The 23,889-nt window shown below is 59.5% G+C and carries 19 protein-coding genes; 6 read left to right on the top strand and 13 right to left on the bottom strand.

Going from position 1 to position 23,889, the window contains the following annotated elements; genetic code table 11:
- Window positions 1-7 precede the first annotated feature (7 nt).
- The gene (locus tag ACOYXI_RS23470) at window positions 8-901 is read right to left on the bottom strand and encodes a glycine betaine ABC transporter substrate-binding protein (RefSeq protein WP_461675355.1); all 894 of its coding nucleotides are present in this window, start codon (window positions 899-901) and stop codon (window positions 8-10) included.
- Between the two features lie 21 nt (window positions 902-922).
- A complete protein-coding gene (locus ACOYXI_RS23475) occupies window positions 923-1,612 on the bottom strand; it encodes an ABC transporter permease (RefSeq protein WP_177409065.1) in 690 nt (229 codons plus the stop codon).
- 358 nt (window positions 1,613-1,970) lie between these two features.
- Between ACOYXI_RS23475 and ACOYXI_RS23480 the strand changes: the two genes are divergently transcribed.
- From ACOYXI_RS23480 to ACOYXI_RS23490, 3 genes are all read left to right on the top strand, one after another.
- Window positions 1,971-3,554, top strand: coding sequence for a peptide chain release factor 3 (locus ACOYXI_RS23480; RefSeq protein WP_027610807.1), 1,584 nt, complete (start codon window positions 1,971-1,973; stop codon window positions 3,552-3,554).
- Window positions 3,555-4,378: 824 nt separating this feature from the next.
- Window positions 4,379-5,608: an MFS transporter gene (locus ACOYXI_RS23485; RefSeq protein ID WP_134785426.1), complete on the top strand. Its 1,230-nt coding sequence runs from the start codon at window positions 4,379-4,381 to the stop codon at window positions 5,606-5,608.
- Window positions 5,609-5,765: 157 nt separating this feature from the next.
- Window positions 5,766-6,020 (top strand): hypothetical protein, encoded by a 255-nt coding sequence (locus ACOYXI_RS23490; RefSeq protein WP_047291237.1) that lies wholly within the window; start codon window positions 5,766-5,768, stop codon window positions 6,018-6,020.
- 200 nt (window positions 6,021-6,220) lie between these two features.
- On the opposite strand, the gene ACOYXI_RS23495 is transcribed toward ACOYXI_RS23490, so the two are convergent.
- The 9 genes from ACOYXI_RS23495 to ACOYXI_RS23535 all read right to left on the bottom strand — a co-directional run bounded on the left by ACOYXI_RS23495 (window position 6,221) and on the right by ACOYXI_RS23535 (window position 18,862).
- On the bottom strand, window positions 6,221-7,201 hold the full coding sequence (locus tag ACOYXI_RS23495) for a peptide ABC transporter ATP-binding protein (RefSeq protein ID WP_027610810.1): 981 nt from the start codon (window positions 7,199-7,201) through the stop codon (window positions 6,221-6,223).
- Window positions 7,201-8,169 carry an ABC transporter ATP-binding protein gene (locus ACOYXI_RS23500; protein ID WP_139055904.1) on the bottom strand — a complete coding sequence of 323 codons (969 nt, stop codon included), beginning with the start codon at window positions 8,167-8,169 and terminating at the stop codon, window positions 7,201-7,203. Before ACOYXI_RS23500 ends, ACOYXI_RS23495 begins: the two co-directional genes overlap by 1 nt.
- A 10-nt stretch (window positions 8,170-8,179) precedes the next feature.
- Entirely contained in the window at window positions 8,180-9,106 is a 927-nt protein-coding gene (locus ACOYXI_RS23505) for an ABC transporter permease subunit (protein WP_007966702.1), read from the bottom strand.
- A 10-nt stretch (window positions 9,107-9,116) separates the two neighbouring features.
- Window positions 9,117-10,127 (bottom strand): ABC transporter permease subunit, encoded by a 1,011-nt coding sequence (locus ACOYXI_RS23510; RefSeq protein WP_007953665.1) that lies wholly within the window; start codon window positions 10,125-10,127, stop codon window positions 9,117-9,119.
- A 73-nt stretch (window positions 10,128-10,200) separates the two neighbouring features.
- A complete protein-coding gene (locus ACOYXI_RS23515) occupies window positions 10,201-11,796 on the bottom strand; it encodes an ABC transporter substrate-binding protein (RefSeq protein ID WP_098967183.1) in 1,596 nt (531 codons plus the stop codon).
- Window positions 11,797-11,874: 78 nt separating this feature from the next.
- Complete coding sequence (locus ACOYXI_RS23520) at window positions 11,875-13,296, bottom strand: OprD family porin (protein WP_098967185.1); 1,422 nt, start codon at window positions 13,294-13,296, stop codon at window positions 11,875-11,877.
- Window positions 13,297-13,471: 175 nt separating this feature from the next.
- Window positions 13,472-15,070, bottom strand: a complete 1,599-nt coding sequence (locus tag ACOYXI_RS23525) for an ABC transporter substrate-binding protein (protein ID WP_027610815.1) — start codon at window positions 15,068-15,070, stop codon at window positions 13,472-13,474.
- Window positions 15,071-15,374: 304 nt separating this feature from the next.
- Window positions 15,375-17,000 (bottom strand): ABC transporter substrate-binding protein, encoded by a 1,626-nt coding sequence (locus tag ACOYXI_RS23530; protein ID WP_027610816.1) that lies wholly within the window; start codon window positions 16,998-17,000, stop codon window positions 15,375-15,377.
- A 260-nt stretch (window positions 17,001-17,260) separates the two neighbouring features.
- A complete protein-coding gene (locus ACOYXI_RS23535; protein WP_223008104.1) occupies window positions 17,261-18,862 on the bottom strand; it encodes an ABC transporter substrate-binding protein in 1,602 nt (533 codons plus the stop codon).
- Between the two features lie 967 nt (window positions 18,863-19,829).
- Between ACOYXI_RS23535 and ACOYXI_RS23540 the strand changes: the two genes are divergently transcribed.
- On the top strand, window positions 19,830-20,189 hold the full coding sequence (locus tag ACOYXI_RS23540) for a DUF6124 family protein (RefSeq protein ID WP_210558896.1): 360 nt from the start codon (window positions 19,830-19,832) through the stop codon (window positions 20,187-20,189).
- Between the two features lie 170 nt (window positions 20,190-20,359).
- Here ACOYXI_RS23540 and ACOYXI_RS23545 read toward each other — a convergent pair whose 3' ends face one another.
- A complete protein-coding gene (locus ACOYXI_RS23545; RefSeq protein ID WP_134785432.1) occupies window positions 20,360-21,079 on the bottom strand; it encodes an SIMPL domain-containing protein in 720 nt (239 codons plus the stop codon).
- 404 nt (window positions 21,080-21,483) lie between these two features.
- On the opposite strand from ACOYXI_RS23545, the gene ACOYXI_RS23550 reads away from it, so the two are divergent.
- The gene (locus tag ACOYXI_RS23550; RefSeq protein ID WP_027610820.1) at window positions 21,484-22,746 is read left to right on the top strand and encodes an ATP-binding protein; all 1,263 of its coding nucleotides are present in this window, start codon (window positions 21,484-21,486) and stop codon (window positions 22,744-22,746) included.
- Entirely contained in the window at window positions 22,739-23,299 is a 561-nt protein-coding gene (locus tag ACOYXI_RS23555; protein WP_003221630.1) for a response regulator transcription factor, read from the top strand. The genes ACOYXI_RS23550 and ACOYXI_RS23555 overlap by 8 nt, the downstream gene beginning before the upstream one ends.
- A gap of 71 nt (window positions 23,300-23,370) precedes the next feature.
- On the opposite strand, the gene ACOYXI_RS23560 is transcribed toward ACOYXI_RS23555, so the two are convergent.
- Window positions 23,371-23,697, bottom strand: a complete 327-nt coding sequence (locus ACOYXI_RS23560; RefSeq protein WP_134785433.1) for a hypothetical protein — start codon at window positions 23,695-23,697, stop codon at window positions 23,371-23,373.
- Window positions 23,698-23,889: the final 192 nt, after the last annotated feature.

Genomic DNA, 23,889 nt, shown 5'->3' on the forward strand with positions numbered 1-23,889 from the left:
TTCCTCCTTAGTTGAGTGGGTGCTGGCGCAGGAAATCCGCGGCCACTTTCGATGGGCTTTCGTGATCGACATCGACCCGCGCGTTGAGTTGGCGCATGGTTTCGTCGTCGAACAGTTGCGCCAGCGGCTTGAGTTGCTCGGCCAGTTGCGGGTGTGCATCGAGGTAGGCCTGACGCACCACCGGCGCGGCGGTGTAGTCGGGGAAGTAATGCTTGTCGTCTTCCAGCAGCTTCAAGCCGAAGGCGTTGAGGCGGCCGTCGGTGGTGTAGACCAGACCGGCAAACACCTGGCCATTGCGCAGCGCGGTGTAGACCAGCCCGGCGTCCATCTGCCGGATGTTCTTGCGGGTCAGGTTCATGTCGTAGAGCTTGACCATGCCGTCCAGACCGTCGGAGCGGTTGGCGAACTCGGTGTCCAGCGCCACCAGGTGATTGGTCTTGGCTTCATCGCGCAGCACCTTGTTCAGGTCGCTGATGGTGTTGATCTGCGGGTACTCCTCGACGACTTTTTTCGGCAGGGCGAGGGCGTAGGTGTTGCTGAATTTCGACGGGGTCAGCCAGACCAGGCCTTTTTTCGCGTCGAGTTCTTTGACCCGGGCGTAGGACTGTTCGCTGTCGAGTTTCTCGGTGACATGGTTGTAGGCCACCAGCGACACGCCGGTGTATTCCCAGAGCATGTCCAGTTGTCCGCTTTCGTGGGCGCTGCGGGCGAGGTTGCTGCCCAGGCCGCCGGTGATCTGCGCGTCGTAGCCTTTGCTGCGCAGGTATTGCGCGGTGATTTCCGCGAGCAGGGTCTGCTCGGTGAACACCCGGGCGCCGAGGCGAATGAGCGGTTTTTCCGCCGCTTGGGCAAATCCTGCGAACAGCATGATGCAGCCTAAGATCAAGCTAAATCGTTTCATAAATATTCCTTCGCAAGAGCCTTAAGACGGGCGCAAACCGCGTTCCAGCCAGAGACGGCTGGCGAGGGTGACCACGCCATCGAGCAGCAGGGCCAGCAGCGCAGTGCACGCGGCGCCGAGCAGCAGTTGCGGCTGATTGTTCAGGGCGATACCAGGGAAGATCAGGCTGCCGAGGCTGTTGGCGCCGATCAGGAAGGCCAGCGGCGCGGTGCCGACGTTGATCGCCAGTGCCACGCGCACGCCACCGATGATGATCGGCACGGCGTTGGGCAATTCGACTTTCCACAGCACCTGGCGCGGGGTCATGCCGATGCCGACGGCGGCTTCCTTCAGCGAACCCTGAACGTTTTTCAGGCCTTCGTAGGTGTTGCGCACGATCGGCAACAGGGACGCGAGGAACAGAGCGAAGATCGCCGGACCACTGCCGATGCCGAGAATCCCCAGGGCAATCGCCAGTACGGCCAGCGGTGGCACGGTGTTGCCGATATTGAAGATCTGCATGAAGCGTTCAGCGCGGCCGACCATGGTCGGGCGACTGAGGAAGATACCGGCGGGGATGCCCACGACCAGGGCGGCCAGCATTGAAGCGAGGACGAGAATCAGATGAGCTTGCAGGTAAAACAACAAATCGTCGCGGTAGTGTTCGATCGTGTTGATGCCGATCCAGTGGATCAGCAGGGCCAGGAGCGCGATAACCACCGCACCTCCCATCAGCCCTTTGCCATAGCGGATAGCCACAGGCGGACTCCTTTTTTATAGTCGGCGAACGCTCTCCCGTGTGGCATGCCAAGCCTTGGCTGCCGGGAATAAACGTTCGCGAGAAGCAGCTCCTTCAGCACCGGCAACAAGCGGTCTGAAAGCGAGCCATGAGCGCAGCCTCGTCAGGCTAACTTGCTGATTTTTCAGCCCCTGACGAAATGTCGTAACAGGGGATGGACGTCTCCGTGCTTTAAAAGGTTCCCATCTGGGGCAGCATTTGGCCACCCTTAATGTGCTCAACGGTTCGGTTATTGCATCGAGTTGGGCTATAATCGCGGCCCTTTTTTGAATCACCGCCAGGCGATTTCCCATGACCAACCAGGCCGCCGAAGTCGCGAAACGCCGCACTTTCGCCATTATTTCCCACCCCGATGCCGGTAAAACCACGATCACCGAAAAGCTCCTGTTGATGGGCAAGGCGATTGCAGTGGCCGGTACGGTGAAATCCCGTAAATCCGACCGCCATGCGACATCCGACTGGATGGAGATGGAGAAGCAGCGGGGTATTTCCATTACCACGTCGGTCATGCAGTTCCCGTATCGCGAACACATGATCAACCTGCTCGACACCCCGGGCCACGAAGACTTCTCCGAAGACACCTACCGCACCCTGACGGCGGTCGACTCGGCATTGATGGTCCTCGACGGCGGTAAAGGCGTTGAGCCACGGACCATCGCCCTGATGGACGTCTGCCGTCTGCGTGACACGCCGATCGTCAGCTTCATCAACAAACTCGACCGTGACATCCGCGACCCGATCGAACTGCTCGACGAAATCGAAGCCGTTCTGAAGATCAAGGCAGCGCCGATCACCTGGCCGATCGGTTGCTACCGCGACTTCAAGGGCGTGTACCACCTGGCCGACGACTACATCATTGTCTACACCGCCGGTCACGGTCACGAACGCACCGAAACCAAGATCATCGAGAAGCTCGACTCCGACGAGGCGCGCGCGCACTTGGGCGACGAGTACGATCGCTTCCTCGAACAGCTGGAACTGGTGCAGGGCGCCTGCCACGAGTTCAACCAGCAGGAGTTCCTCGACGGTCAACTGACCCCGGTGTTCTTCGGTACGGCATTGGGCAACTTCGGTGTCGACCACGTGCTCGACGCTGTAGTTGACTGGGCCCCGCGTCCGCTGGCCCGTGTCGCCAACGAACGTACCGTGGAGCCGGTGGAAGAGAAGTTCTCGGGCTTCATCTTCAAGATCCAGGCGAACATGGACCCGAAACACCGCGACCGCATCGCCTTCATGCGTATCTGCTCCGGCAAGTACGAGAAAGGCATGAAGATGCGCCACGTTCGTACCGGCAAGGACGTGCGCATCGGCGACGCCCTGACGTTCTTCTCCTCCGAGCGTGAACAGCTGGAAGAGGCGTACGCCGGCGACATCATCGGTCTGCATAACCACGGCACGATCCAGATCGGCGACACCTTCAGCGAAGGTGAAGTCCTCGGTTTCACCGGTATCCCGCACTTCGCCCCGGAGCTGTTCCGTCGTGTGCGTCTGCGTGATCCGCTGAAGTCCAAGCAATTGCGTCAGGGCCTGCAGCAGTTGGCCGAAGAAGGCGCGACCCAGGTGTTCTTCCCGGAGCGCAGCAACGACATCATTCTTGGCGCCGTCGGTGTGCTGCAGTTTGATGTGGTCGCCAGTCGTTTGAAGGAGGAATACAAGGTTGAGTGCTCGTATGAGCCGATCACTGTTTACTCCGCGCGCTGGATCGAGTGCAGCGACAAGAAGAAGCTTGAGGAGTTTTCCAACAAGGCGGTGGAGAACCTCGCACTGGATGGCGGTGGGCACCTGACCTACCTGGCGCCGACGCGGGTTAACCTGGCGTTGATGGAAGAACGGTGGCCGGATGTGAAATTCCGTGCGACGCGTGAGCATCACTAAGCGCTGAGCTGGGTTGTCTGGAGCCCCTGAGGTGTAGGCCTTGGGGGCTTTTTTTGGGGCTTTGGTCTTGGCGGCCTTTGGGCCGACCAGGCTTCGGGTGGTTTTGGGTGTATATCCGTTTTTTCGGTAACGGCTACTAAGGGTTTCGCCCTTACGGCGAGTCACCTTTTCCAAACGCCGAAAAGGTAACCCAAAAGGCTTGCTCCTGCGTTCGGCCCGCTCGCTGGGGCTCGGGGTCCCTTCGCTCCGGGATTGATCCGGGCGCAGCGCCTACGGTTTGCTTTGCTGCACCTCCTCTCGCTGTGTTTGGCTTCGCCAAACGGTCGCTGCGCTCCCCCCCCCCCCGGATCAATCCCTCCACTCAGCCTTCCGACGTCACCCGTGGACCAAGATCAAAAGCTTTCGGCGAGCTGACACTCGGCCATTTGAGTGGTGAAAAGCATGCGCCTGGCTTTAGCTTTTTCTGTGGGAGCTGGCTTGCCAGCGATGGCGGCCTGATAGCCGACCAATCTCTACCTGAATACACCGGTTTCAACCTGTGGGAGCGGGCTTGCTCGCGAAGGCTGCCTGACAGCCGACCAGTCTCCAGCTGACCGCACCCATTCCCACTGTAGGAGCCAGCCTGCTGGCGATGGCGGCCTGCTGGCGATGGCGGCCTGACAGCCGACCAGTTTCTCTAATCCAATTGAGCGACTGAAGGAAGCTCCTTGCAGGGACTGTAGGACGAATCCGTATTTTGAGATCTCAAGGTTCTTGAGCGCGACAACCGGCGCGCTGGACGTTAGTGTTCCAGGTCACGCCAGTCGCTTTGAGAGGTCAATGGAATGACGCGCAACCTCATCCATCTGCTGCGCCCCAATGGCTATTTCAGTCTGATGGCCTGGGTGCTTGCGGCGTTGCTGTTCATCAATCGTCTGAGCAGCATGGTCAAGTTGTTCATGGCGCTGTATCTGCGTCAGGAGCTGGGGCTGGCGATTGAAACCGTCGGCTGGTTGCTGTCGGCCTATGGTGCCGGGTTGTTGGTCGGTTCGATGCTGGGTGGTTTGCTCAGTGACCATGTGCGTACGGCGCGGCTGACGGCGGGGTTGTTCTTTGTTTCGGTGTGGGTGTTGATCCTGCTGGGGCTGGTCTCGCAAGTGCCGTTGCTTGCGGCATTGCTGTTGCTCAGCGGGACGATCGATGGGGCCATTCGCACCCTGCACCAACGCCTGATCATGGAGTACTGCGAAGTCTCTCAACGCTCGCGCGCGCAGGCCTTGAGCCGGGTGGCGCGTAACCTTGGCATGGCCGCCGCGGGTGTGGCGGGCGGGGTGTTGGCGCAGACGGATTTCCGTTGGGTGTTTTTTGTCAGTGCGGCGATGACGTTGCTGGCGTTGCTGTGGTTTGTGCGCACTACCTGGCACCGTGAGGTGCTCGAGCCCGATGAGGTGACCGAGGCTGGCACTGGCACACCGTTGCGCGACGCGGCGTTCCTCTGGCTGCTCGGTGCGGCCGTGTTGCTGGGGATGGCCTTCGACACGGTTTACAGCACGCTGGGCAACTATCTGCGCGACTACTACCACTTGAGCACCGAGGCCATCGGCTGGCAGTTCGGGCTTAACGCGATGCTGGTGGTGGCGCTGCAGATACCACTGACGCATTGGGGCGAGCGCTGGGGCTTGCGTCGGCAATTACTGGCGGGTTGTGTGTTGCTGGCGGTCGGGTTGGGAATGCTGCCGTTTGGTTCGGGGCTGTTTTACGTGTGTTTGTCGACGGTGATCTGGACGTTGGGTGAAGCTTTTTTCATGCCGCCGATGAATGTGCTGGTCATGCGGCATGCGCAGGGCGGCAAAAGCGGCCAGTATTTCGGCCTGTTTTTCATGAGCTGGAGCGCCAGTGCATTGCTGTCGCCGGTGTTGAGTGGTCAGTTGTATGGTCGCTTCGGCGGCCACAGTGTATGGCTCGCAAGCGCGACACTGGCGTTGTTGACCTTGCCGCTGATCTGCCTGGCGACGCGCTCATCGACCCAGGACAAGGCGCTGGCCACCAGCAAACGCACGGCCTCGCTTAGCTGATTCGGTTATAGCGGTTATTCACAAGTGATCTGCCGTACCGGGGCATTTCCCGGGGTTGGTCAGCGTCCTATCTGGTGAACCGGACTGATCGGAACTAGATTTCATTCAGCGCCGGATCGGCACCCCAGGCTTCAACCACGAAAGGATGGAAATGGCTATGAGCATTTTTCAACGCATTGTGCTGTTGCTTAAGGTTTTGGTGATGTTGACGCTTGGCACTACGGCGGCGTGGGCAAGTTCTGCCACACCATCACAGGGGTTTAACGCAGCCCACGGACAAGCCGGTGTGGTCATGCTGGCCAAGTCGGAATCCGAACCGGGCGATCAGGATCAGGGCGGCAGCAAGGATGATGACGACTCGACCACTGATGAGCCGGACACCGACGATGACGAAGGCGACAGCCAGTCGTAAATCGCCGGCAAAAGAAAACCCCTTCTTCCCTGACTGATGCGCAATCGGGGGAGAAGGGGTTTGGTTAACGCTTTAGCGACAACTCAAGTTCCCTGTGGGACGAGGCTTGCTCTCGAAAGCGGTGAGTCAGTCACCATTATCAGTGACTGTCACACCGCATTCGCGAGCAAGCCCGCTCCCACAATTTCGTCCGCCGTTAATCAGGCGGCGCCGTCGAGGAATTGCTCGGCGTAGTGGCAGGCCACCTGGCGATTATCCAATTCACGCAACAACGGCTCTTCAGTGCTGCAACGCTCGGTCGCGTACGGGCAGCGCTTGTGGAACGCGCAACCCGGTGGCGGGTTCAGCGGGTTGGGCAATTCGCCGACGATCTTGATTTTCGGCTTGTTCGGGTCCGGGTGAATGGTCGGGGTCGCCGACAGCAACGCCTGGGTGTACGGGTGCAGCGGACGTTCGTAGATAGCGTCTTTCGGGCCCATTTCCACCGGGCGACCGAGGTACATCACCATTACGTCATCGGCCACATGTTGCACCACCGCCAGGTTGTGCGAGATGAACACGTACGCCGTGTTGAACTCTTGCTGCAGATCCATGAACAGGTTCAGCACCTGGGCCTGAATCGACACGTCCAGTGCCGAGGTAGGCTCATCCGCCACCAGCACTTTCGGTTGCAGCATCATCGCCCGGGCGAGAGCGATCCGCTGGCGCTGACCGCCGGAGAACATGTGCGGATAGCGCTGGTAGTGCTCGGGACGCAAGCCGACCTGCTTCATCATCGCCTGGACTTTTTCGCGGCGTTCAGCGGCGGACAGGTTGGTGTTGATCAGCAGCGGCTCGCCGAGTTGGTCACCGACTTTCTGCCGTGGGTTCAACGACGCGTACGGGCTCTGGAATACCATCTGCACGTCTTTGCGCAGTTGTTTGCGCTGGGCCTTGTCGGCGCCAGCCACTTCCTGGCCGGCGATTTTCAACGAACCGGACGACGGCTCTTCAATCAGGGTCAGGGCGCGGGCGAGGGTGGATTTGCCGCAGCCCGATTCGCCGACTACGGCGAGGGTCTTGCCGGCTTCCAGTTCGAACGACACGCCGTTGAGCGCGCGTACGGTGGCGTGCCCCTTGAACAGGCCACGGGATACTTCGTAGTGACGGGTCAGGTCGCGGGCGGTAAGTACGACGGCCATTACGCCACCTCCTGGTTCAGCGGGAAGAAGCAGCGGGCGAGGCTGTGGCTTTTCGGATCAAGGGTCGGACGTTGCGCGCGGCAGGTGTCCTGTACGTACGGGCAGCGCGGCGACAGCAGGCAACCCTGCGGGCGGTCATAACGGCCCGGAACGATGCCCGGCAGTGTCGCCAGACGCTCGGCGCCCTGGCTGTGTTCCGGAATCGCCTTGAGCAACGCTTCGCTGTACGGGTGTGCCGGGATGTCGAACAGTTGCGGCACCTGACCGACTTCGACAGCCTGGCCGGCGTACATCACGCACACGCGCTGGGCGGTTTCGGCCACAACCGCGAGGTCGTGAGTGATCAGCACCAGGCCCATGTTCTGTTCTTTCTGCAACGCCAGCAGCAGATCCATGATCTGTGCCTGAATGGTTACGTCGAGTGCCGTGGTCGGTTCGTCGGCGATCAGCAGTTTCGGTTCGCCGGCAATCGCCATGGCAATCGCGACACGCTGGCTCATACCGCCAGACAGTTGGTGCGGGTAGGCGTCCATACGGCTGGCGGCGCCCGGGATCTCCACTTTTTCCAGCAGTTCGATGGCGCGTTTGCGCGCTTGCTTGCCGGACATTTTCAGGTGCAGACGCAGCACTTCTTCGATCTGGAAACCGACGGTGTAGCTCGGATTCAGCGCGGTCATCGGGTCCTGGAACACCATCGACAGGTCTTTGCCGACGATTTGCCGACGCTGGCGATTGCTCAGCTTGAGCATGTCTTTGCCGTCAAAGCTGAGCGAGTCGGCGGTGACGATGCCGGGATGCTCGATCAGGCCCATCAGCGCCATCATGGTCACGGATTTACCCGAACCCGATTCGCCAACGATGGCCAGGACTTCGCCTTTGTCGACTTTCAGGTCGAGGCCATCGACAACGGGTGTCGCGGTTTTGTCGCCGAAGCGAACGTTGAGATTCTTGATTTCTAACAGTGACATGGGAATCTCCTCAGGCGGCGTTCTTGAGTTTCGGGTCCAGCGCATCGCGCAGACCGTCGCCCATCAAGTTGATTGCCAGCACGCTGAGCAAAATGGTCAAACCAGGCAGACTCACGACCCACCAGGCGCGTTCGATGTAGTCGCGGGCCGAGGCCAGCATGGTGCCCCACTCAGGGGTTGGCGGTTGTACGCCAAGGCCGAGGAAGCCCAGGGCGGCGGCATCGAGAATCGCCGAGGAGAAGCTCAGGGTGGCCTGCACGATCAGCGGCGCCATGCAGTTCGGCAGCACGGTGATGAACATCAGACGTGGCAGACCGGCACCGGCCAGGCGCGCGGCGGTCACGTAGTCGCGGTTCAGTTCGCCCATCACGGCGGCGCGGGTCAGACGCACGTAGGACGGCAGCGATACCACAGCAATGGCGATCACGGTGTTGATCAGGCCAGGGCCGAGGATGGCGACGATCGCCACAGCCAGCAGCAGGGACGGCAGGGCCAGCATGATGTCCATCAGACGCATGATGGTCGGGCCGATCATTTTCGGGAAGAAACCGGCGAACAGACCCAGCAGGATCCCCGGGATCAGCGACATCACCACCGACGACAGACCGATCAGCAGCGACAGGCGCGAACCCTGAATCAGCCGTGACAGCAGGTCGCGACCCAGTTCATCGGTGCCGAGCAGGAATTGCATCTGCCCGCCTTCGAGCCACGCCGGTGGCGTCAGCAGGAAGTCCCGGTATTGCTCGCTCGGGTTATGCGGGGCGACCCACGGCGCGAAGATCGCGCAGAAAATCACCAGCAGCATGAACAGCAGGCCGGCAACCGCGCCCTTGTTCTTGGAAAAGGCTTGCCAGAATTCTTTGTACGGTGACGGGTACAGCAGGCTTTGATCCGCGTTTGGAGCGGAAGTGGCTACTGAGGATGTTGGAGTGCTCATGGTATGGACCTCAGCGCTGATGACGGATGCGTGGGTTGGCAAAGCCGTAGAGGATGTCCACTACGAAGTTGACCAGAATCACCAGGCAGGCGATTAACAGGATGCCGTTTTGCACAACCGGGTAGTCCCGGGCGCCGATGGCTTCGATCAGCCATTTACCGATGCCGGGCCAGGAGAAAATGGTTTCGGTCAGGACTGCACCGGCCAGCAGGGTGCCGACTTGCAGGCCGACCACGGTCAGCACCGGAATCAGCGCGTTGCGCAGGCCGTGCACGAACACCACGCGCGACGGCGAAAGGCCTTTGGCCTTGGCGGTGCGGATGTAGTCTTCACGCAGCACTTCGAGCATCGACGAACGGGTCATCCGCGCGATCACCGCCAGCGGAATGGTGCCGAGCACGATGGCCGGCAGGATCAGGTGATGCAGGGCATCGAGGAATGCGCCCATGTCATCGGCCAGCAGCGTGTCGATCAGCATGAAACCGGTGCGCGGCTCGATGTCGTAAAGCAGGTCGATCCGCCCGGACACCGGGGTCCAGCCCAGGCTCACCGAGAAGAACATGATCAGGATCAGGCCCCACCAGAAGATCGGCATCGAATACCCCGCCAGGGAGATGCCCATCACCCCGTGGTCGAACAGGGATCCTCGCTTGAGCGCCGCGATCACCCCGGCCAGCAGGCCCAGGATGCCGGCAAACAGCAGGGCGGCCATGGACAGTTCCAGGGTCGCCGGGAAGAGGGAGGTGAACTCGGTCCATACGCTCTCACGGGTACGCAGGGATTCGCCGAGATCGCCGTGGGCCAGTTTGCCGATGTAGTCCAGGTACTGGGCATACAGCGGTTTGTTCAGACCTAGGCGTTCCATTGCCTGAGCGTGCATTTCGGGGTCGACCCGACGTTCGCCCATCATCACTTCCACGGGGTCGCCCGGAATCATGCGAATCAACGCGAAAGTCAGCAAGGTGATGCCGAAAAACGTGGGGATCAACAACCCCAGTCGGCGGGCAATAAAACTAAACATCTTGTGTGGTACCTCATCAGCCGGTTAGGCGTGCCCGGCGACCCTGGGGTCAGGGAGGCCGGGAGTTTCTTATCTACTTCACCTGGGTAGTGGCGAAGTTATTGGTTGTGAGAGGGCTGATGTGATAACCCTCTACGTTGTTGCGCATTGCGGTAAACATCCGGGTGTGGGCCATGCTGATCCACGGTTGGTCCTGATTAAACAGCACCTGGGCCTGTTCGTAGAGTTTGGCGCGTTCGGCCGGATCTACTTTAGCCCGTGCTTCGTCGAGCAGGGTCTGGAATTTCTCGTTGCACCAGCGCGCGTAGTTTTCGCCGTTCTTGGCTGCTTCGCAACTGAGCATAGGCGTCAGGAAGTTATCCGGGTCGCCGTTGTCGCCCGCCCATCCGGCCGACACCATGTCGTGCTCGCCGGCCTTGGCGCGTTTGAGCATTTCGCCCCATTCCATGACGCGGATGTCGATCTTGATTCCGACCTTGGCCAGGTCAGCCTGCATCATCTGCGCGCCCAGCATCGGGTTCGGGTTGGTCGGGCCACCGCCGTTACGGGTAAACAGGGTAAACACGGTGCCTTCCGGAACCCCGGCTTCCTTGAGCAGGGCGCGTGCCTTGTCCAGATCGCGTGGCGGGTTCTTCAGGTCGTGGTTGTAGCCCAGAAGGGTCGGCGGGTACGGGTTGACCGCCACGCTGGCGTTGCCTTTGCCGAACAGCGCGTTGACGTAGGCTTCCTTGTCGAAGGCGATGTCGATGGCCTTACGCACACGCACGTCGCTCATGTATTTGTGCTGGGTGTTCATGGCGATGTACGAGACGGTCATCGCGTCCATCTCGTCGACTTTCAGGTTGCTGTCTTTCTTGATGCTCGGGATGTCATCCGGTTTCGGATACAGCGCGATCTGGCACTCGTTGGCCTTGAGCTTCTGCAGGCGCACGTTGTTGTCGGTGGCGATCGCCAGGATCAGCGCGTCGGCCGGGGCCTTGCCACGGAAGTAGTCCGGGTTGGCCTTGAAGCGCACCTGCGCATCCTTGGCATAACGCTGGAAGATGAACGGACCGGTACCGATCGGCTTGCTGTTCAGGTCGGCAGTTTTGCCAGACTTGAGCAATTGGTCGGCGTATTCGGCCGGGTAGATCGAGGAGAACGCCATGGCGATGTCGGCCAGGAACGGCGCTTCGCGGCGGGTCAGGGTGAACTTGACCGTGTTGTCGTCGACTTTCTCTACGCTTTTGAGCAGTTCCTTGAAGCCCATGCTTTCAAAGTACGGGAAGCCCACGCTCGACAGTTTGTGCCACGGGTGATTCGGGTCCAGCTGACGCTGGAAGCTCCAGACCACGTCGTCGGCGTTCATGTCGCGGGTCGGCTTGAAGTATTCGGTGGTGTGAAACTTGACGCCTTTGCGCAGGTGGAACGTGTACGTCAGGCCGTCTTCACTGATGTCCCAGGATTCGGCCAGTGCCGGAATCACTTCGGTGGTGCCGGGCTTGAAGTCGGCCAGGCGGTTGAAGATCGTTTCGGCCACCGCATCGGCAGTGACTGCAGTTGTGTACTGGACCATGTCGAAGCCTTCCGGGCTGGCTTCGGTGCAGACCACCAAGGGTTTGGCCGAGACGCCGATGGCGGCGCTCAACAACGCGGCAGCGACGGCCGCACGTAGGGGAAGCATTTTCATCGATAACCCTCTGCAATCGGTTGAAGACAAAAAACCGAACGGCCGACTCGTCATGAGTCAGCCGTCGGTTGGCGTTTTTTACAGGATGTTGAACGGGATGGTGGTCACGAGACGGAACTCGTTGATGTTGCCGTCAGCCTGGTGCTCGCTCGCGCGGTGAGTGGTGTAAGTCGCGCGAATTGCGGTGGCCTTGAGCGGGCCGCTCTGCACGGCGTAGGAAGCACCGACACCGTATTCGTAGTGGCTTTCGCCATCCATCAGGCTCAGGTCGCCGCGCTTGGCGCCCGGATCGGTGTAGGCGGTGCCGGTGTAGTGAGTACCGTCGATACCCCAGCCGCGAGCTTGGTAGATGTTGAACTTCAGGCCTGGCACGCCGTATTCGGCCATGTTGATGCCGTAGGCGATCTGGAAGGATTTCTCGTTCGGGCCGTTGAAGTCCGACAGCAGGGAGTTGGCCAGGTAGATGCCGTTGGTTTCGTGCAGGTAGTCGAAGTACTCGTCACCGTTCACTTGCTGGTACGAGAAGGTCAGGCTGTGGGCCTGGTGAGTCAGGCCGAACGACAGCGAGTAGGTGTCGTTGTCGATGTTGCCCATCAACTTTTTGCCTTCGTCGACGGTCTTGTAGTAGTTCAGACCGGTGGTCAGGCTTAGTACCTGGCTATCACCCAATTCGTGGGTGCCGCCGAAGTAGTACTGGTTCCAGAAGTCTTCGACGTTGGCTACGTAGAGGCTGGTTTTCAGGCTCTTCAGAGGCTGGTAGTTCACGCCAGCGGTGTAAACCTTGTCGGTTTCAACGCCAGTGGCCGAGTACTCGGTGCGGAACTTCGACAGGCTCTGCTCGGTACGCGGCGAAACACGGTCAAAACCGGCCAGATCGAACGACAGGTTGTTGAATTCTTCGCTGTGCAGGCTGATACCTTCGAAGCTCGAAGGCAGCGGACGGTTGCCGATGACGTCGACGATCGGGGTGCTGAAGTTCTGACGACCCGCGGTCAGCGTGGTGTTGGAAACACGGAACTTGACGTTGGCCAGACCCAGTTTGCTCCACTGGTCAACAGCATCGCCGTCGGAGTGCGCCAGGGTGCGGTTGGAGCCGCCGGCGATGTCCTTGCGGTCACGGTCCAGAACGATGGCGTTGTAGGCGGCGACTTCAGTGCTCACGCCAACGGTGCCTTGGGTGAAGCCCGAGGTGTAGTTGACGATGGTGCCTTGAACCCAGTTGATACGACGCGGGGTTGGCGTTTTCACCACTGGCGAAGTGTTCTTGTCGCTGTTCTTCACATAGCTGAAACGGTCATCCCGACGCTTCAGTTCGTTGGCGTACCAGTTGCGTGTAGTCCCGCCCAGACTTTGTCCATCGATAAAGCCTTTGGCCTCGCTTTGGGCGCTGCTGCCGGCCAGGGTGGTCGGTACGAATTCCTGACTTGCAGGTTCTGCGTACGCCGTAGCGGTGATGCTGCTGATGGCCAGGGCCAGTATCGCGGTGCTGCTCAGTTTCATGGGTGAAGCTCCTTTACTTTCTTTTTATGCCGGCTTTTTTGGGTGGGCCGGTTATTGGTTTAGAACTCATTTCACACATCGCAAACGTTTGCAAAATGCCGGATCGGCGAATTTCGGCAAAGCGCTTGCGTGAGGGGATAGACAGTCCCCTCAGCATTGCGGCTAATCGGTTGGGTTAATCGATACTGACGCCCGAGAACACATTGCGACCGAAGGGGCTGACCTTGAAGCCTTCAACCCTGGCGCTTAACGGCTGGTTGACCGTCGAGTGGGCGACAGGCGTGATCGGCACTTGCTGCTTGAGCAACTGCTGCGCCTGTTTGTAGAGCGTGGTGCGCTGGTCGCGATCGGTGACGACCTTGGCCTCTTTGATCAGCTTGTCGTACGCCGGATCGCACCACATGGAATAGTTGTTGCCGCCAATGGCGTCGCAGCTGTACAGGGTGCCCAGCCAGTTGTCCGGGTCCCCGTTGTCGCCGGTCCAGCCGATCAGGCTGATATCGTGCTCGCCATTCTTGGTGCGCTTGATGTACTCGCCCCATTCGTAGCTGACGATCTTCACTTTCAGACCGATTTTCGCCCAGTCTGCCTGGAGCATTTCGGCCATCAGTTTGGCGTTCGGGTTGTATGGACGCTGTACCGGCATCGCCCACAGGGTGATCTCGGTGCCTTCTTTCACGCCGGCAGCCTTGAGCAGCTCGCGGGCTTTTTCCGGGTTGTAGGCGGCGTCTTTGATGCTGTCATCGTAGGACCATTGGGTCGGTGGCATGGCGTTGACCGCCAGTTGCCCGGCGCCTTGATAAACAGCGTTGAGAATCCCCTGTTTATTCACCGCCATGTCCAGCGCCTGGCGTACTTCGAGCTGGTCGAAGGGCTTGTGGCGCACGTTGTAGGCGATGTAACCGAGGTTGAAGCCCGGCTTGGAAATCAGCTGCAGTTTCGGGTCGACCTTCAGTGCTTCGACATCGGCAGGGCGTGGATGCAGGGTGATCTGGCATTCGCCGGCCTTGAGCTTCTGCACGCGTACCGAAGCGTCGGTGTTGATCGCGAAGATCAGGTTCTTCAGCTTGACCCGGCTCGGGTCCCAGTAGTGCTCGTTACCGGTGTAACGGATATTCGAGTCTTTCTGATAGCTCTTGAACACGAACGGCCCGGTGCCGACCGGCTTCTGGTTGATGTCGCTCGGCTTGCCTTCGGCCAGCAGCTTGTCGGCGTATTCGGCGGACAGGATGGCAGCGAAGCTCATGGCGATGTTCTGGATGAACGCGGCGTCGACGCTGTTGAGCGTGAATTCCACGGTCAGCGGCCCGGTCTTTTCGACCTTGGCAATGTTCTTGTTCAGGCTCATCCCGTTGAAATACGGGAATTCGGTCGGATAAGCCTTACGGAATGGCTGTTGCGGATCGAGCATGCGGTTAAACGTGAACAGCACGTCGTCGGCGTTGAAATCGCGCGTCGGTTTGAAGTACGGCGTTGTATGAAATTTCACACCTTCACGCAGGTGAAAGGTGTACTTGAGACCATCCTCGGAAATATCCCACTTGGTTGCCAGTCCCGGTACGACGTTGGTCGCGCCTTTTTCAAACTCGACCAGGCGGTTGTACAGCGGCTCGGCGGCATCGTTATCGGTGGCCGTCGTGTATTGCGCGGTATCAAAACCCGCCGGGCTGCCTTCGGAGCAGAACACCAGGCTGTTGCTGGCGGCGTAACTGGCGGACGTGGCGGCCAACAGGCCGGCGCCCAGCAGTGCGGAAAAAACCAAGGTATGGCGCATGACGCTCCCTCTTTTTTGTAGTGTTGTTCAATGCACCGCGGTCCCGTCCAGGGACGCTGAGGTGGCATTGAGCTCAATCCAGTACGTACAGCAAGCCGGTGGCCCACGCAGAAACTGGTCAGAACCCGACGGTAGGGGCCGTGGGTCTGGCAGTAAATGCGCTGAGTCCTAAAGACTCGTAGGAAAAGGCAACACATCATGTACCACCCTGTTAGAGCAGGGTGGAAATGGCTGTAGGCAAATTCCTGGCTAGTCGGCAGAAAAAAAACAGCGGCGCCGCCTGAAACGTCGCCGCTGTCTGTTTTTAATTGCTGACGCTGACGCCGTAGAAGGAGTTCAAGCCGAATGGGCTGATCTTGAAGTCCTGCACGTTGGCGCGCATGGGTTGATACACCGTCGAGTGAGCGATAGGTGTCATTGGGACTGCATCTTTGAGGACGTGTTGCGCCTGTTTGTACAGTTCGGTGCGCTTGGCCTGGTCGGTAGTGCGTTTGGCTTCCTTGACGAGGCCGTCGAACTTCTTGTCGCACCACTTGGAGAAGTTGTTGCCGCTGAGCGAGTCGCAGCCGAACAGCACGTTCAGCCAGTTGTCCGGGTCACCATTGTCACCGCTCCAGCCAATGATCATGGCCTGGTTCTCGCCACCTTTGGAACGCTTGATGTACTCGCCCCACTCGTAGCTGGTGATCTTCACGTTCAGGCCGATCTTCTTCCAGTCGGACTGGAGCATTTCAGCCATCAGCTTGGCGTTGGGGTTGTACGGACGCTGAACCGGCATCGCCCACAGAACGATCTCGGTACCTTCCTTGACGCCAGCTTCCTTGAGCAGTTGCTTGGCTTTTTCAGGATCGTACTTGGCGTCCTTGATGGTGGTGTCGTAGGACCACTGGGTCGGTGGCATGGCGTTGACGGCCAGCTGGCCGGCGCCCTGGTAAACCGAATCGATGATCTGCGGCTTGTTCACCGCCATGTCCAGCGCCTGACGTACGCGCAGGTCAGCCAGCGGGTTAGCCTCGTTGCTGCCCTTGACCTTGTCCATCACGTTGTAGGCGATGTAGCCCAGGTTGAAACCGGCCTGGTCAGGCATCTTCAGGGTCTTGTCGGCCTTCAGCGCCGCGAGATCCGCCGGACGCGGGAACAGGGTGACCTGGCACTCGTTCTTTTTCAGCTTCTGGATACGCACCGACGGGTCGGTGGTGATGGCGAAGATCAGGTTGTCGATCTTCACGTCCTCAGGTTTCCAGTAATCCTTGTTGCCGGTGTAGCGGATGTTCGAGTCTTTCTGGTAGCTCTTGAACACGAACGGGCCAGTGCCGATCGGCTTCTGGTTGATGTCGGCAGCCTTGCCTTCCTTGAGCAGCTGGGCTGCGTACTCGGCGGACTGGATCGAGGCGAAGCTCATGGCCATGTTCTGGATGAACGCGGCGTCGACTTCTTTCAGAGTGAATTTAACGGTGTGGTCGTCGACTTTATCGATCTTGGTGATGTTGGTGTCCATCCCCATGTCGGTGAAGTACGGGAATTCGGTCGGGTACGCCTTACGGAACGGGTCATCCTTGTTAATCATGCGATTGAAGGTGAACAGCACGTCGTCGGCGTTGAACTCACGAGTCGGCTTGAAATACGGGGTGGTGTGGAACTTGACGCCTTCACGCAAGTGGAAGGTGTAAGTCAGGCCGTCCGGGGAAATGTCCCAGCTGGTGGCCAGGCCCGGGATAACGGCGGTGCCGCCACGCTCGAACTGGCTCAGGCGGTTGAACATGGTTTCGGCTGAGGCGTCGAAGTCGGTTCCGGTGGTGTACTGGCCTGGATCAAAACCGGCCGGGCTCCCTTCGGAGCAGAACACCAGGTTAGTCGCAGCGGATGCGAAAGGTGCGGAGGCTAACAAGCCTGCGCCGACTAAAAACGGAATGACCGCGTGTTTAAGCATGTTGGCCTCATGATTTGTTGTCATTTTTTAATATTGAGGTACGACCTCGTGAGTCGTGCCTGCGGATACTTATGCAGGGGCCATACCCAATGCAAGATCCAGAGTGTGAGCGAGCGTTAAACGGTGGCACGTACGTACCTTAATGTCGCATCTGTATAACTTTTGACGCATTTGACCGTTTGCGGGTGGATTTTACGGTGCAAACGAAGCCCCAAAACGGTGCGCTGGTCACGTTGTGCGCGCCGCATTGGGGCTCGGTGTTACTTATTTATACCCACGCCGTAGAAGGGCGTAAGGCCAAACGGACTGATCTTGAAGTCGGTCACTTCCTTGCGCAGCGGCTGGAACACCGTGGAGTTGGCGATCGGGGTGATCGGCACCTGCTGTTTAAGGATCAGTTGCGCCTGTTGATACAGTTTTACCCGTTGCGCCTTGTCGGTGGTCACCTTGGCCTGCTGCACCAGTTTGTCGTAGGCCGGGTCGCACCACTTGGCGTAGTTGCTGCCCTTGACTGCCGCGCAGCTGTAGAGCACGCCGAGCCAGTTGTCCGGGTCGCCGTTGTCACCTGTCCAACCATAGATCATCGCGTCGTGTTCGCCATTTTTCGCACGCTTGATGTACTCGCCCCATTCGTAGCTGACGATGTTGGCCTTGATGCCGATTTTCTCCCAATCCTGCTGGATCATCTGCGCCGACATGCGTGCATTCGGGTTTGAGGCGCGCTGCACCGTCATCGCCCACAGGTTGATGGTGGTACCCGGCGCAACCCCGGCTTCCTTGAGTAGCGCCTTGGCTTTCGCCGGGTCGTATGGCGCGTCCTTGATGTTCGGGTCATACGACCATTGCGCCGGCGGCAAGGCGTTCTGCGCCAGTTGGCCGGCACTCTGGTAAACGGCTTTGATGATCGCCGGTTTGTCGATGGCCATGTCCAGTGCCTGACGGACCTTGAGCTGGTCCAATGGCGGGTGAGTGGTGTTGTAGGCGAGGAAGCCGAGGTTGAATCCGGGCTGCTTGAGCACGCGCAGGTTCGGGTCTTTCTCCATGACTTCGATGTCGGCCGGGCGCGGGTAGCCGCTGACCTGGCATTCGCCGGCCTTGAGTTTCTGCAGGCGTACGGCGGCGTCGGGGGTGATCGAGAAGATCAGGTTGTCGATCTTCACGTCTTCGGGTTTCCAGTAGGCCGGGTTGGCGGCGTAGCGGATCTGCGAATCTTTCTGGTAGCGCTTGAATACGAACGGGCCGGTGCCCACCGGTTTCTGGTTGAGGTCGGCGGCTTTGCCTTCCTTTAGCAGTTGCGCGGCGTATTCGGCCGATTGCACCGAGGCGAAGCTCATGGCGAGGTTTTGCACGAACGCGGCGTCAACGTTGTTCAGGTTGAAGCGCACGGTCTGATCGTCGATTTTTTCTACCGATTTGATCGTGGTGTTCAGGCCCATGTCGGTGAAGTACGGGGACTCGGCGGGGTAGGCCTTGCGGAAGGCGTTGTCGGGGTCGAGCAGGCGCTGGAAGGTGAACAGTACGTCGTCGGCGTTGAAGTCGCGGGTCGGGGTGAAATATTCCGTTGTGTGGAATTTCACACCTTGCCGTAAGTGGAAGGTGTATTGCAGGCCGTCGCTGGAGACGTCCCATTTTGTCGCCAGGCCGGGTTCGATGTCGGTGCCGCCGCGCTGGAATTGGGTGAGGCGGTTGAAGACGGTTTCGGCTGAGGCGTCGAAGTCGGTGCCGCTGGTGTATTGGCTGGGGTCGAAGCCTGCCGGGCTGGCTTCGGAGCAGTAGACCAGGGTGGTGGCGGCGTTGGCGATCGGGGCTATGGCGGTGAGTGCGAGGGTGATTAGTAGTGGTTTTAGGGTGAATCTTTCCATGGAGTCCCCGGGATTTGGAGGTGGTTGTTTTTTCAGGTTAGCGGGGATTTGGGTGTGTTCGGAAATATCGTTTTTCTTGTTGGGGTGTCTATCTCGGTATATCTGGGGCTTTTGGGTGTATATCCGTTGCTGCGGTAACGGCGGCTTGGGGTTCCGCCCTTACGGCGGGTCACTTTTTCCAGACGCCGAAAAAGTAACCAAAAAGGCTTGCTCCTGCGTTCGGCCCGCTCGCTGGGGCTCGGGGTGCCTTCGCTGCGGGATCGATCCGGGCGCAGCGCCTCCGGTTTGCTTCGCTGCACCTCCTCTCGCTGTGTTTGGCTGCGCCAAACGGTCGCTGCGCTCCCACCCCCGGATCAATCCCTCCACTCAGTCTTCCGACGTCGCCTTACAGATCAAAAGCCGCAGCCGAGCTAACGCTCATCCTGTTGAGTGGTGAAAGCGGGGGGGCGGCTTTGGTTTTGTGGTGGATTTGCCCCTCATCGGAACGCCGCCCGCCCAGCCCTCTCCTGAGGGAGAGGGGGCCGATTTTTGGGCTTTTCAAAATTGGAGTTCGGCTCGGTATTTCATGTCGGCGTAGCTCCCCCAAATACCTCGGTCAGTCCCCTCTCCCTCCGGGAGAGGGCTAGGGTGAGGGTTGGCTTTTGGCTGTTTAAATCTGTGTCAAATAACCAGAACCTTCCCACAAGGTTTTCAGGTTGTCCCTCGGACGCCAGCTCTCTAGCCTTGGGCTGTCGCTGAAAACTCAGCGATCGGGTGTGAGAACCCGCAGGAACTGTTAATCCACAATCAGTACCACCATAATTGCCGCCGGCATTTCTGCTGCTGCAATGTTCTATGGCGGCTGTGTGCGGGCGGGCTTCGGTCCGGCCGGGCTTGTTCCTACCGGTTTCTCACCCCGCACATTGCTGCCACCACTCCGCCGCGTGAGAAACGGCGAGTGAATGGCTTTTGATTAGGAACGCTATCAATGTCCAAGCCTGTCCCCGATCCACCCCCAGAAACAACCCCACTCACCGAAGCCCTCAACGCCGAAGACCTCGCAAAAAACCGCGAAGCGATCAAACGCGCCCTCGACTTCTACCTCAGCCCCGAAGCTACAAAACCGCGCCCCCCGAGTTCGATGTTCCTCGTCCATCCGGGCATCGACACGGAAAGCCTGCTGGCGCATGCCTGTGAATCCCTGGCCTCGGCCAACACCATGGCCAGCGATTTCGCCGATCAGCTCAGTCGTCCGCAGCGCAATACGGCGCTGGCGATTCAGCAGATCATCATGCTCGCTGAGCTGGCGGTGAATCGGGCGCTGGACCGGGTTGATCCGCAGGCTTGAGACCGCGTTATCGTTCATCGCGAGCAGGCTCACTCCTACAGGGGAACGCATTCCAAATTGTAGGAGTGAGCCTGCTCGCGATGGCGGCGGAACATTCACCACAAAATCCAGGCACAAAAAAACCGGCGATCATTCACTGATCGCCGGTTTTTCATTCAGCCCATATCAATTCACTGCATCAGCACTTCAATCGAGCCATCGGCGGTCAGGCTGACCTGGCTGGTGCCGGCTTCAACTTCTGGCGTGACCGGTGCCGAATCCGCCATGCCGGCGGCTTTCATCATCATCGGGGCGCGCATGTACGGTTGCGGGAAGCCATTGCTGTTGAGGTTCAGGTTGACGATTTTGTAGCCCTTGCCGCCCAGTGCATCGGTGGCCAGTTGCGCGCGGGCCTTGAAGGCGATGACGGCTTCTTTCAGCAACTTGTCCTCGCTGGCCTTGCGGGTCGGCTCGGCGATGGCGAAGTCCATGCCGCCCATTTTCAGGTCGGTCAGCAGTTCGCCGGTGAGTTTGGACAGGGCGGCGAAGTCGGCGCTTTCCAGGCGCAGTTCGGCGCGTTCACGCCAACCGGTGATTTTCTGGCCCTTGGTGTCGTAGATCGGGTAGCTGTTGCGGCTGCCCTGGCGCAGGGTGATGTCTTTGACTTGCTTGGCCTGGGCCAGTGCCTTGTTCATGGTGGTGCTGACGTCGGCGGCGAGTTTGGCCGGGTCGGTGTTTTGCGCTTCGGTGTAGAGCGTCACGATCATCAGGTCGCGGGCCACTTCCTGGCTGACTTCGGCGCGCAGGGAGATCTGGTTGTAGTGCAGCTCATCGGCGGCCAGCGCCGGAAGGCTGGCGATGCTGCCGACGGTCAGGGCGAGAAGGGCGGCGCTGCGGCGAAAGGTGTGCATGAAGGCTCCTTGAATAATGCGCAGGTGTTGGTTCGTCCCTGCGTGAAACCATCAGACTCTAGCTTTTATGCTCCGGTTCGCCCAGTTACAACTTCTATACAGATGTCCGCAAGTTGAAAGCACTCTGTGGTGAGGGGATTTATCCCCGATGGGTGGCGAAGCCGCCCAAATGCTGCAACCAGATTTATTTCAGGAGAATGGGGGCGCAGGTTTTACGACTGCTGCGCAGCCGATCGGGGATGAATCCCCTCACCACAGTTGATCTCTTCAAGCCTCGGAATTTCGTGTGAGGTAGCCGATTTTTCTGGTAGCGCCATGTGGTCATTTGCCGCACTTTCGCCTCTCAAAGGCGCGGCTTGGTTATACTCCGTGCGATCCGCCTGGAGCGCTCATCAGGAGAGCTCATGCTCGCCCCCGTACAACTGACTTCCGCCACTCGCCAGAACCTCTGGCGGCTGACTTTCATTCGCACCCTGGTGCTCGCCGCGCAGGCCGGTTCCGTCGGCCTGGCCTACTGGCTGCAACTGCTGCCGTTGCCGTGGGTGCAACTGGCGATGACCCTCGGCTGCTCGATTCTGCTGTGCGTGTTCACCGCCGTGCGCCTGCGTACTTCATGGCCGGTGACTGAACTCGAATACGCCCTGCAACTGGCCTGCGATCTGGTGATCCACAGTGCGTTGCTGTATTTCTCCGGCGGTTCGACCAACCCGTTCGTTTCCTACTATCTGGTGCCGCTGACCATCGCGGCGGTGACGCTGCCGTGGCGTTATTCGGTGATTCTGTCGGGTATCGCGCTGGCGCTGTACACCGTGATGCTCACGCGTTTCTACCCGTTGGAAACTCTGCCGGTGGCCCGCGAGAACCTGCAGATCTACGGCATGTGGCTGAGCTTCGCGCTGGCGGCTGCGGTCATCACGTTTTTCGCTGCGCGCATGGCTGAAGAGCTGCGTCGTCAGGAAGAATTGCGTGCGATTCGCCGCGAAGAAGGCTTGCGCGATCAGCAATTGCTCGCCGTCGCCACTCAGGCGGCTGGCGCCGCGCATGAACTCGGCACACCGCTGGCGACCATGAGCGTGTTGCTCAAGGAGATGCAGCAGGACCACCCCGACGCGATGTTGCAGGATGATCTGAAGGTGCTGCAGGATCAGGTCAAACTGTGTAAAGAAACCCTGCAGCAACTGGTGCGCGCCGCCGAAGCCAACCGCCGTATGGCCGTGGAAATGCAGGATGTCACCCAATGGCTCGACGAAGCGCTGAACCGCTGGCACCTGATGCGTCCGGAAGCCAGTTATCGCTTCCAGCGTCTCGGCCAGGGCACCGTGCCGCGCATGGCACCGCCGCCGGATCTGACCCAGGCGCTGCTCAACCTGCTGAACAATGCCGCCGACGCCTGCCCGGAAAATCTTCAGGTGACGCTGGACTGGGACGCGGAAACCGTGACCATCAGCATTCGTGACCACGGCGCCGGTGTGCCGCTGGCCATCGCCGAGCAGATCGGCAAACCGTTTTTTACCACCAAGGGCAAAGGTTTCGGCCTGGGCCTGTTTTTGAGCAAGGCCAGCGTGACACGCGCCGGCGGCTCAGTGAAACTCTATAGTCATGAGGAAGGCGGCACGCTCACCGAGCTGCGCCTGCCCCACGGCGCCCGAGGAGACCAACATGAGTGACGAAATCCAAGTCGAAGGCGAAGAACTGCCGCATTTGCTGCTGGTCGACGACGACGCGACCTTCACCCGAGTGATGGCCCGTGCCATGGCTCGTCGTGGCTTTCGCGTCAGCACCGCCGGTTCCGCCGAAGAAGGCCTGACCATCGCCCAGGCCGACCTGCCGGACTATGCCGCGCTGGACCTGAAAATGGATGGCGACTCCGGCCTGGTGCTGCTGCCCAAGCTGCTGGAGCTGGACCCGGAAATGCGCGTGGTGATCCTCACCGGTTATTCGAGCATTGCCACCGCGGTCGAAGCGATCAAGCGCGGCGCCTGCAACTACCTGTGCAAACCGGCCGACGCCGACGACGTACTGGCCGCGCTGCTCTCCGAGCACGCCGACCTCGACAGCCTGGTGCCGGAAAACCCGATGTCGGTTGACCGTCTGCAATGGGAGCACATCCAGCGCGTGCTGACCGAGCATGAAGGCAACATTTCCGCCACTGCCCGCGCCTTGGGCATGCACCGCCGCACCCTGCAGCGCAAACTGCAGAAGCGCCCGGTTCGTCGTTGAGAGGTTTTCTGGCCGAATGAGCTGGATTGAATGAAGCAGGCGCTACCCTGCATTCGGGTAGCGCCTTGGGTTCAATCTACAACCGTGAAGAATGTTTTTGGCGATGAGTATTGTTTTTCACCCAGTGTCGCTTTGCATTGCGCGTAGAGATCCAGCCCCAACCAGCTTTCCAAGGTAGCTTTTGATACCGGGAGAATAAGCTCGTTGTTTTTACCGCCTTTCTGTTCGGATTTCTTTCCGGAGGCATAACCGATCCAGGCAGCATCGATATGAACCTCGGAGTTTTTGGACCCGAATGTGAATGTAGTTCCCGAATCCCCGAGCTTGCTGATAGACAGTTTGCCATTCCTGATCGAATCGCTGGTTGGAGCATTAAGCGGGTTTTCTTCTTTGTTCATGACCAATTCCTTTCGTTGTCAGAGGGGTAATCTGCTCTCCTGATTCACAGCGAATTCCTTGCAGGAGGCCAGCCCAGTTGATCAGCCTGAATAGCCCCCCTCTACTGTCAACTCTGACAGTCCCGATGAACGGTACGTGCGCTCGCTGCGATACTGAAACCCCCATCAATCTGAACAATCCCTGAATGAGCC

It is taken from the genome of Pseudomonas sp. G3-19 (assembly GCF_054855875.1).

Coding starts and splice junctions, on each gene's coding strand:
- ACOYXI_RS23470 (WP_461675355.1), bottom strand. CDS start 901: ATGAAACGATTTAGCTTGATCTTAGGCTGCATCATGCTGTTCGCAGGA.
- ACOYXI_RS23475 (WP_177409065.1), bottom strand. CDS start 1,612: ATGGGAGGTGCGGTGGTTATCGCGCTCCTGGCCCTGCTGATCCACTGG.
- ACOYXI_RS23480 (WP_027610807.1), top strand. CDS start 1,971: ATGACCAACCAGGCCGCCGAAGTCGCGAAACGCCGCACTTTCGCCATT.
- ACOYXI_RS23485 (WP_134785426.1), top strand. CDS start 4,379: ATGACGCGCAACCTCATCCATCTGCTGCGCCCCAATGGCTATTTCAGT.
- ACOYXI_RS23490 (WP_047291237.1), top strand. CDS start 5,766: ATGAGCATTTTTCAACGCATTGTGCTGTTGCTTAAGGTTTTGGTGATG.
- ACOYXI_RS23495 (WP_027610810.1), bottom strand. CDS start 7,201: ATGGCCGTCGTACTTACCGCCCGCGACCTGACCCGTCACTACGAAGTA.
- ACOYXI_RS23500 (WP_139055904.1), bottom strand. CDS start 8,169: ATGTCACTGTTAGAAATCAAGAATCTCAACGTTCGCTTCGGCGACAAA.
- ACOYXI_RS23505 (WP_007966702.1), bottom strand. CDS start 9,106: ATGAGCACTCCAACATCCTCAGTAGCCACTTCCGCTCCAAACGCGGAT.
- ACOYXI_RS23510 (WP_007953665.1), bottom strand. CDS start 10,127: ATGTTTAGTTTTATTGCCCGCCGACTGGGGTTGTTGATCCCCACGTTT.
- ACOYXI_RS23515 (WP_098967183.1), bottom strand. CDS start 11,796: ATGAAAATGCTTCCCCTACGTGCGGCCGTCGCTGCCGCGTTGTTGAGC.
- ACOYXI_RS23520 (WP_098967185.1), bottom strand. CDS start 13,296: ATGAAACTGAGCAGCACCGCGATACTGGCCCTGGCCATCAGCAGCATC.
- ACOYXI_RS23525 (WP_027610815.1), bottom strand. CDS start 15,070: ATGCGCCATACCTTGGTTTTTTCCGCACTGCTGGGCGCCGGCCTGTTG.
- ACOYXI_RS23530 (WP_027610816.1), bottom strand. CDS start 17,000: ATGCTTAAACACGCGGTCATTCCGTTTTTAGTCGGCGCAGGCTTGTTA.
- ACOYXI_RS23535 (WP_223008104.1), bottom strand. CDS start 18,862: ATGGAAAGATTCACCCTAAAACCACTACTAATCACCCTCGCACTCACC.
- ACOYXI_RS23540 (WP_210558896.1), top strand. CDS start 19,830: ATGTCCAAGCCTGTCCCCGATCCACCCCCAGAAACAACCCCACTCACC.
- ACOYXI_RS23545 (WP_134785432.1), bottom strand. CDS start 21,079: ATGCACACCTTTCGCCGCAGCGCCGCCCTTCTCGCCCTGACCGTCGGC.
- ACOYXI_RS23550 (WP_027610820.1), top strand. CDS start 21,484: ATGCTCGCCCCCGTACAACTGACTTCCGCCACTCGCCAGAACCTCTGG.
- ACOYXI_RS23555 (WP_003221630.1), top strand. CDS start 22,739: ATGAGTGACGAAATCCAAGTCGAAGGCGAAGAACTGCCGCATTTGCTG.
- ACOYXI_RS23560 (WP_134785433.1), bottom strand. CDS start 23,697: ATGAACAAAGAAGAAAACCCGCTTAATGCTCCAACCAGCGATTCGATC.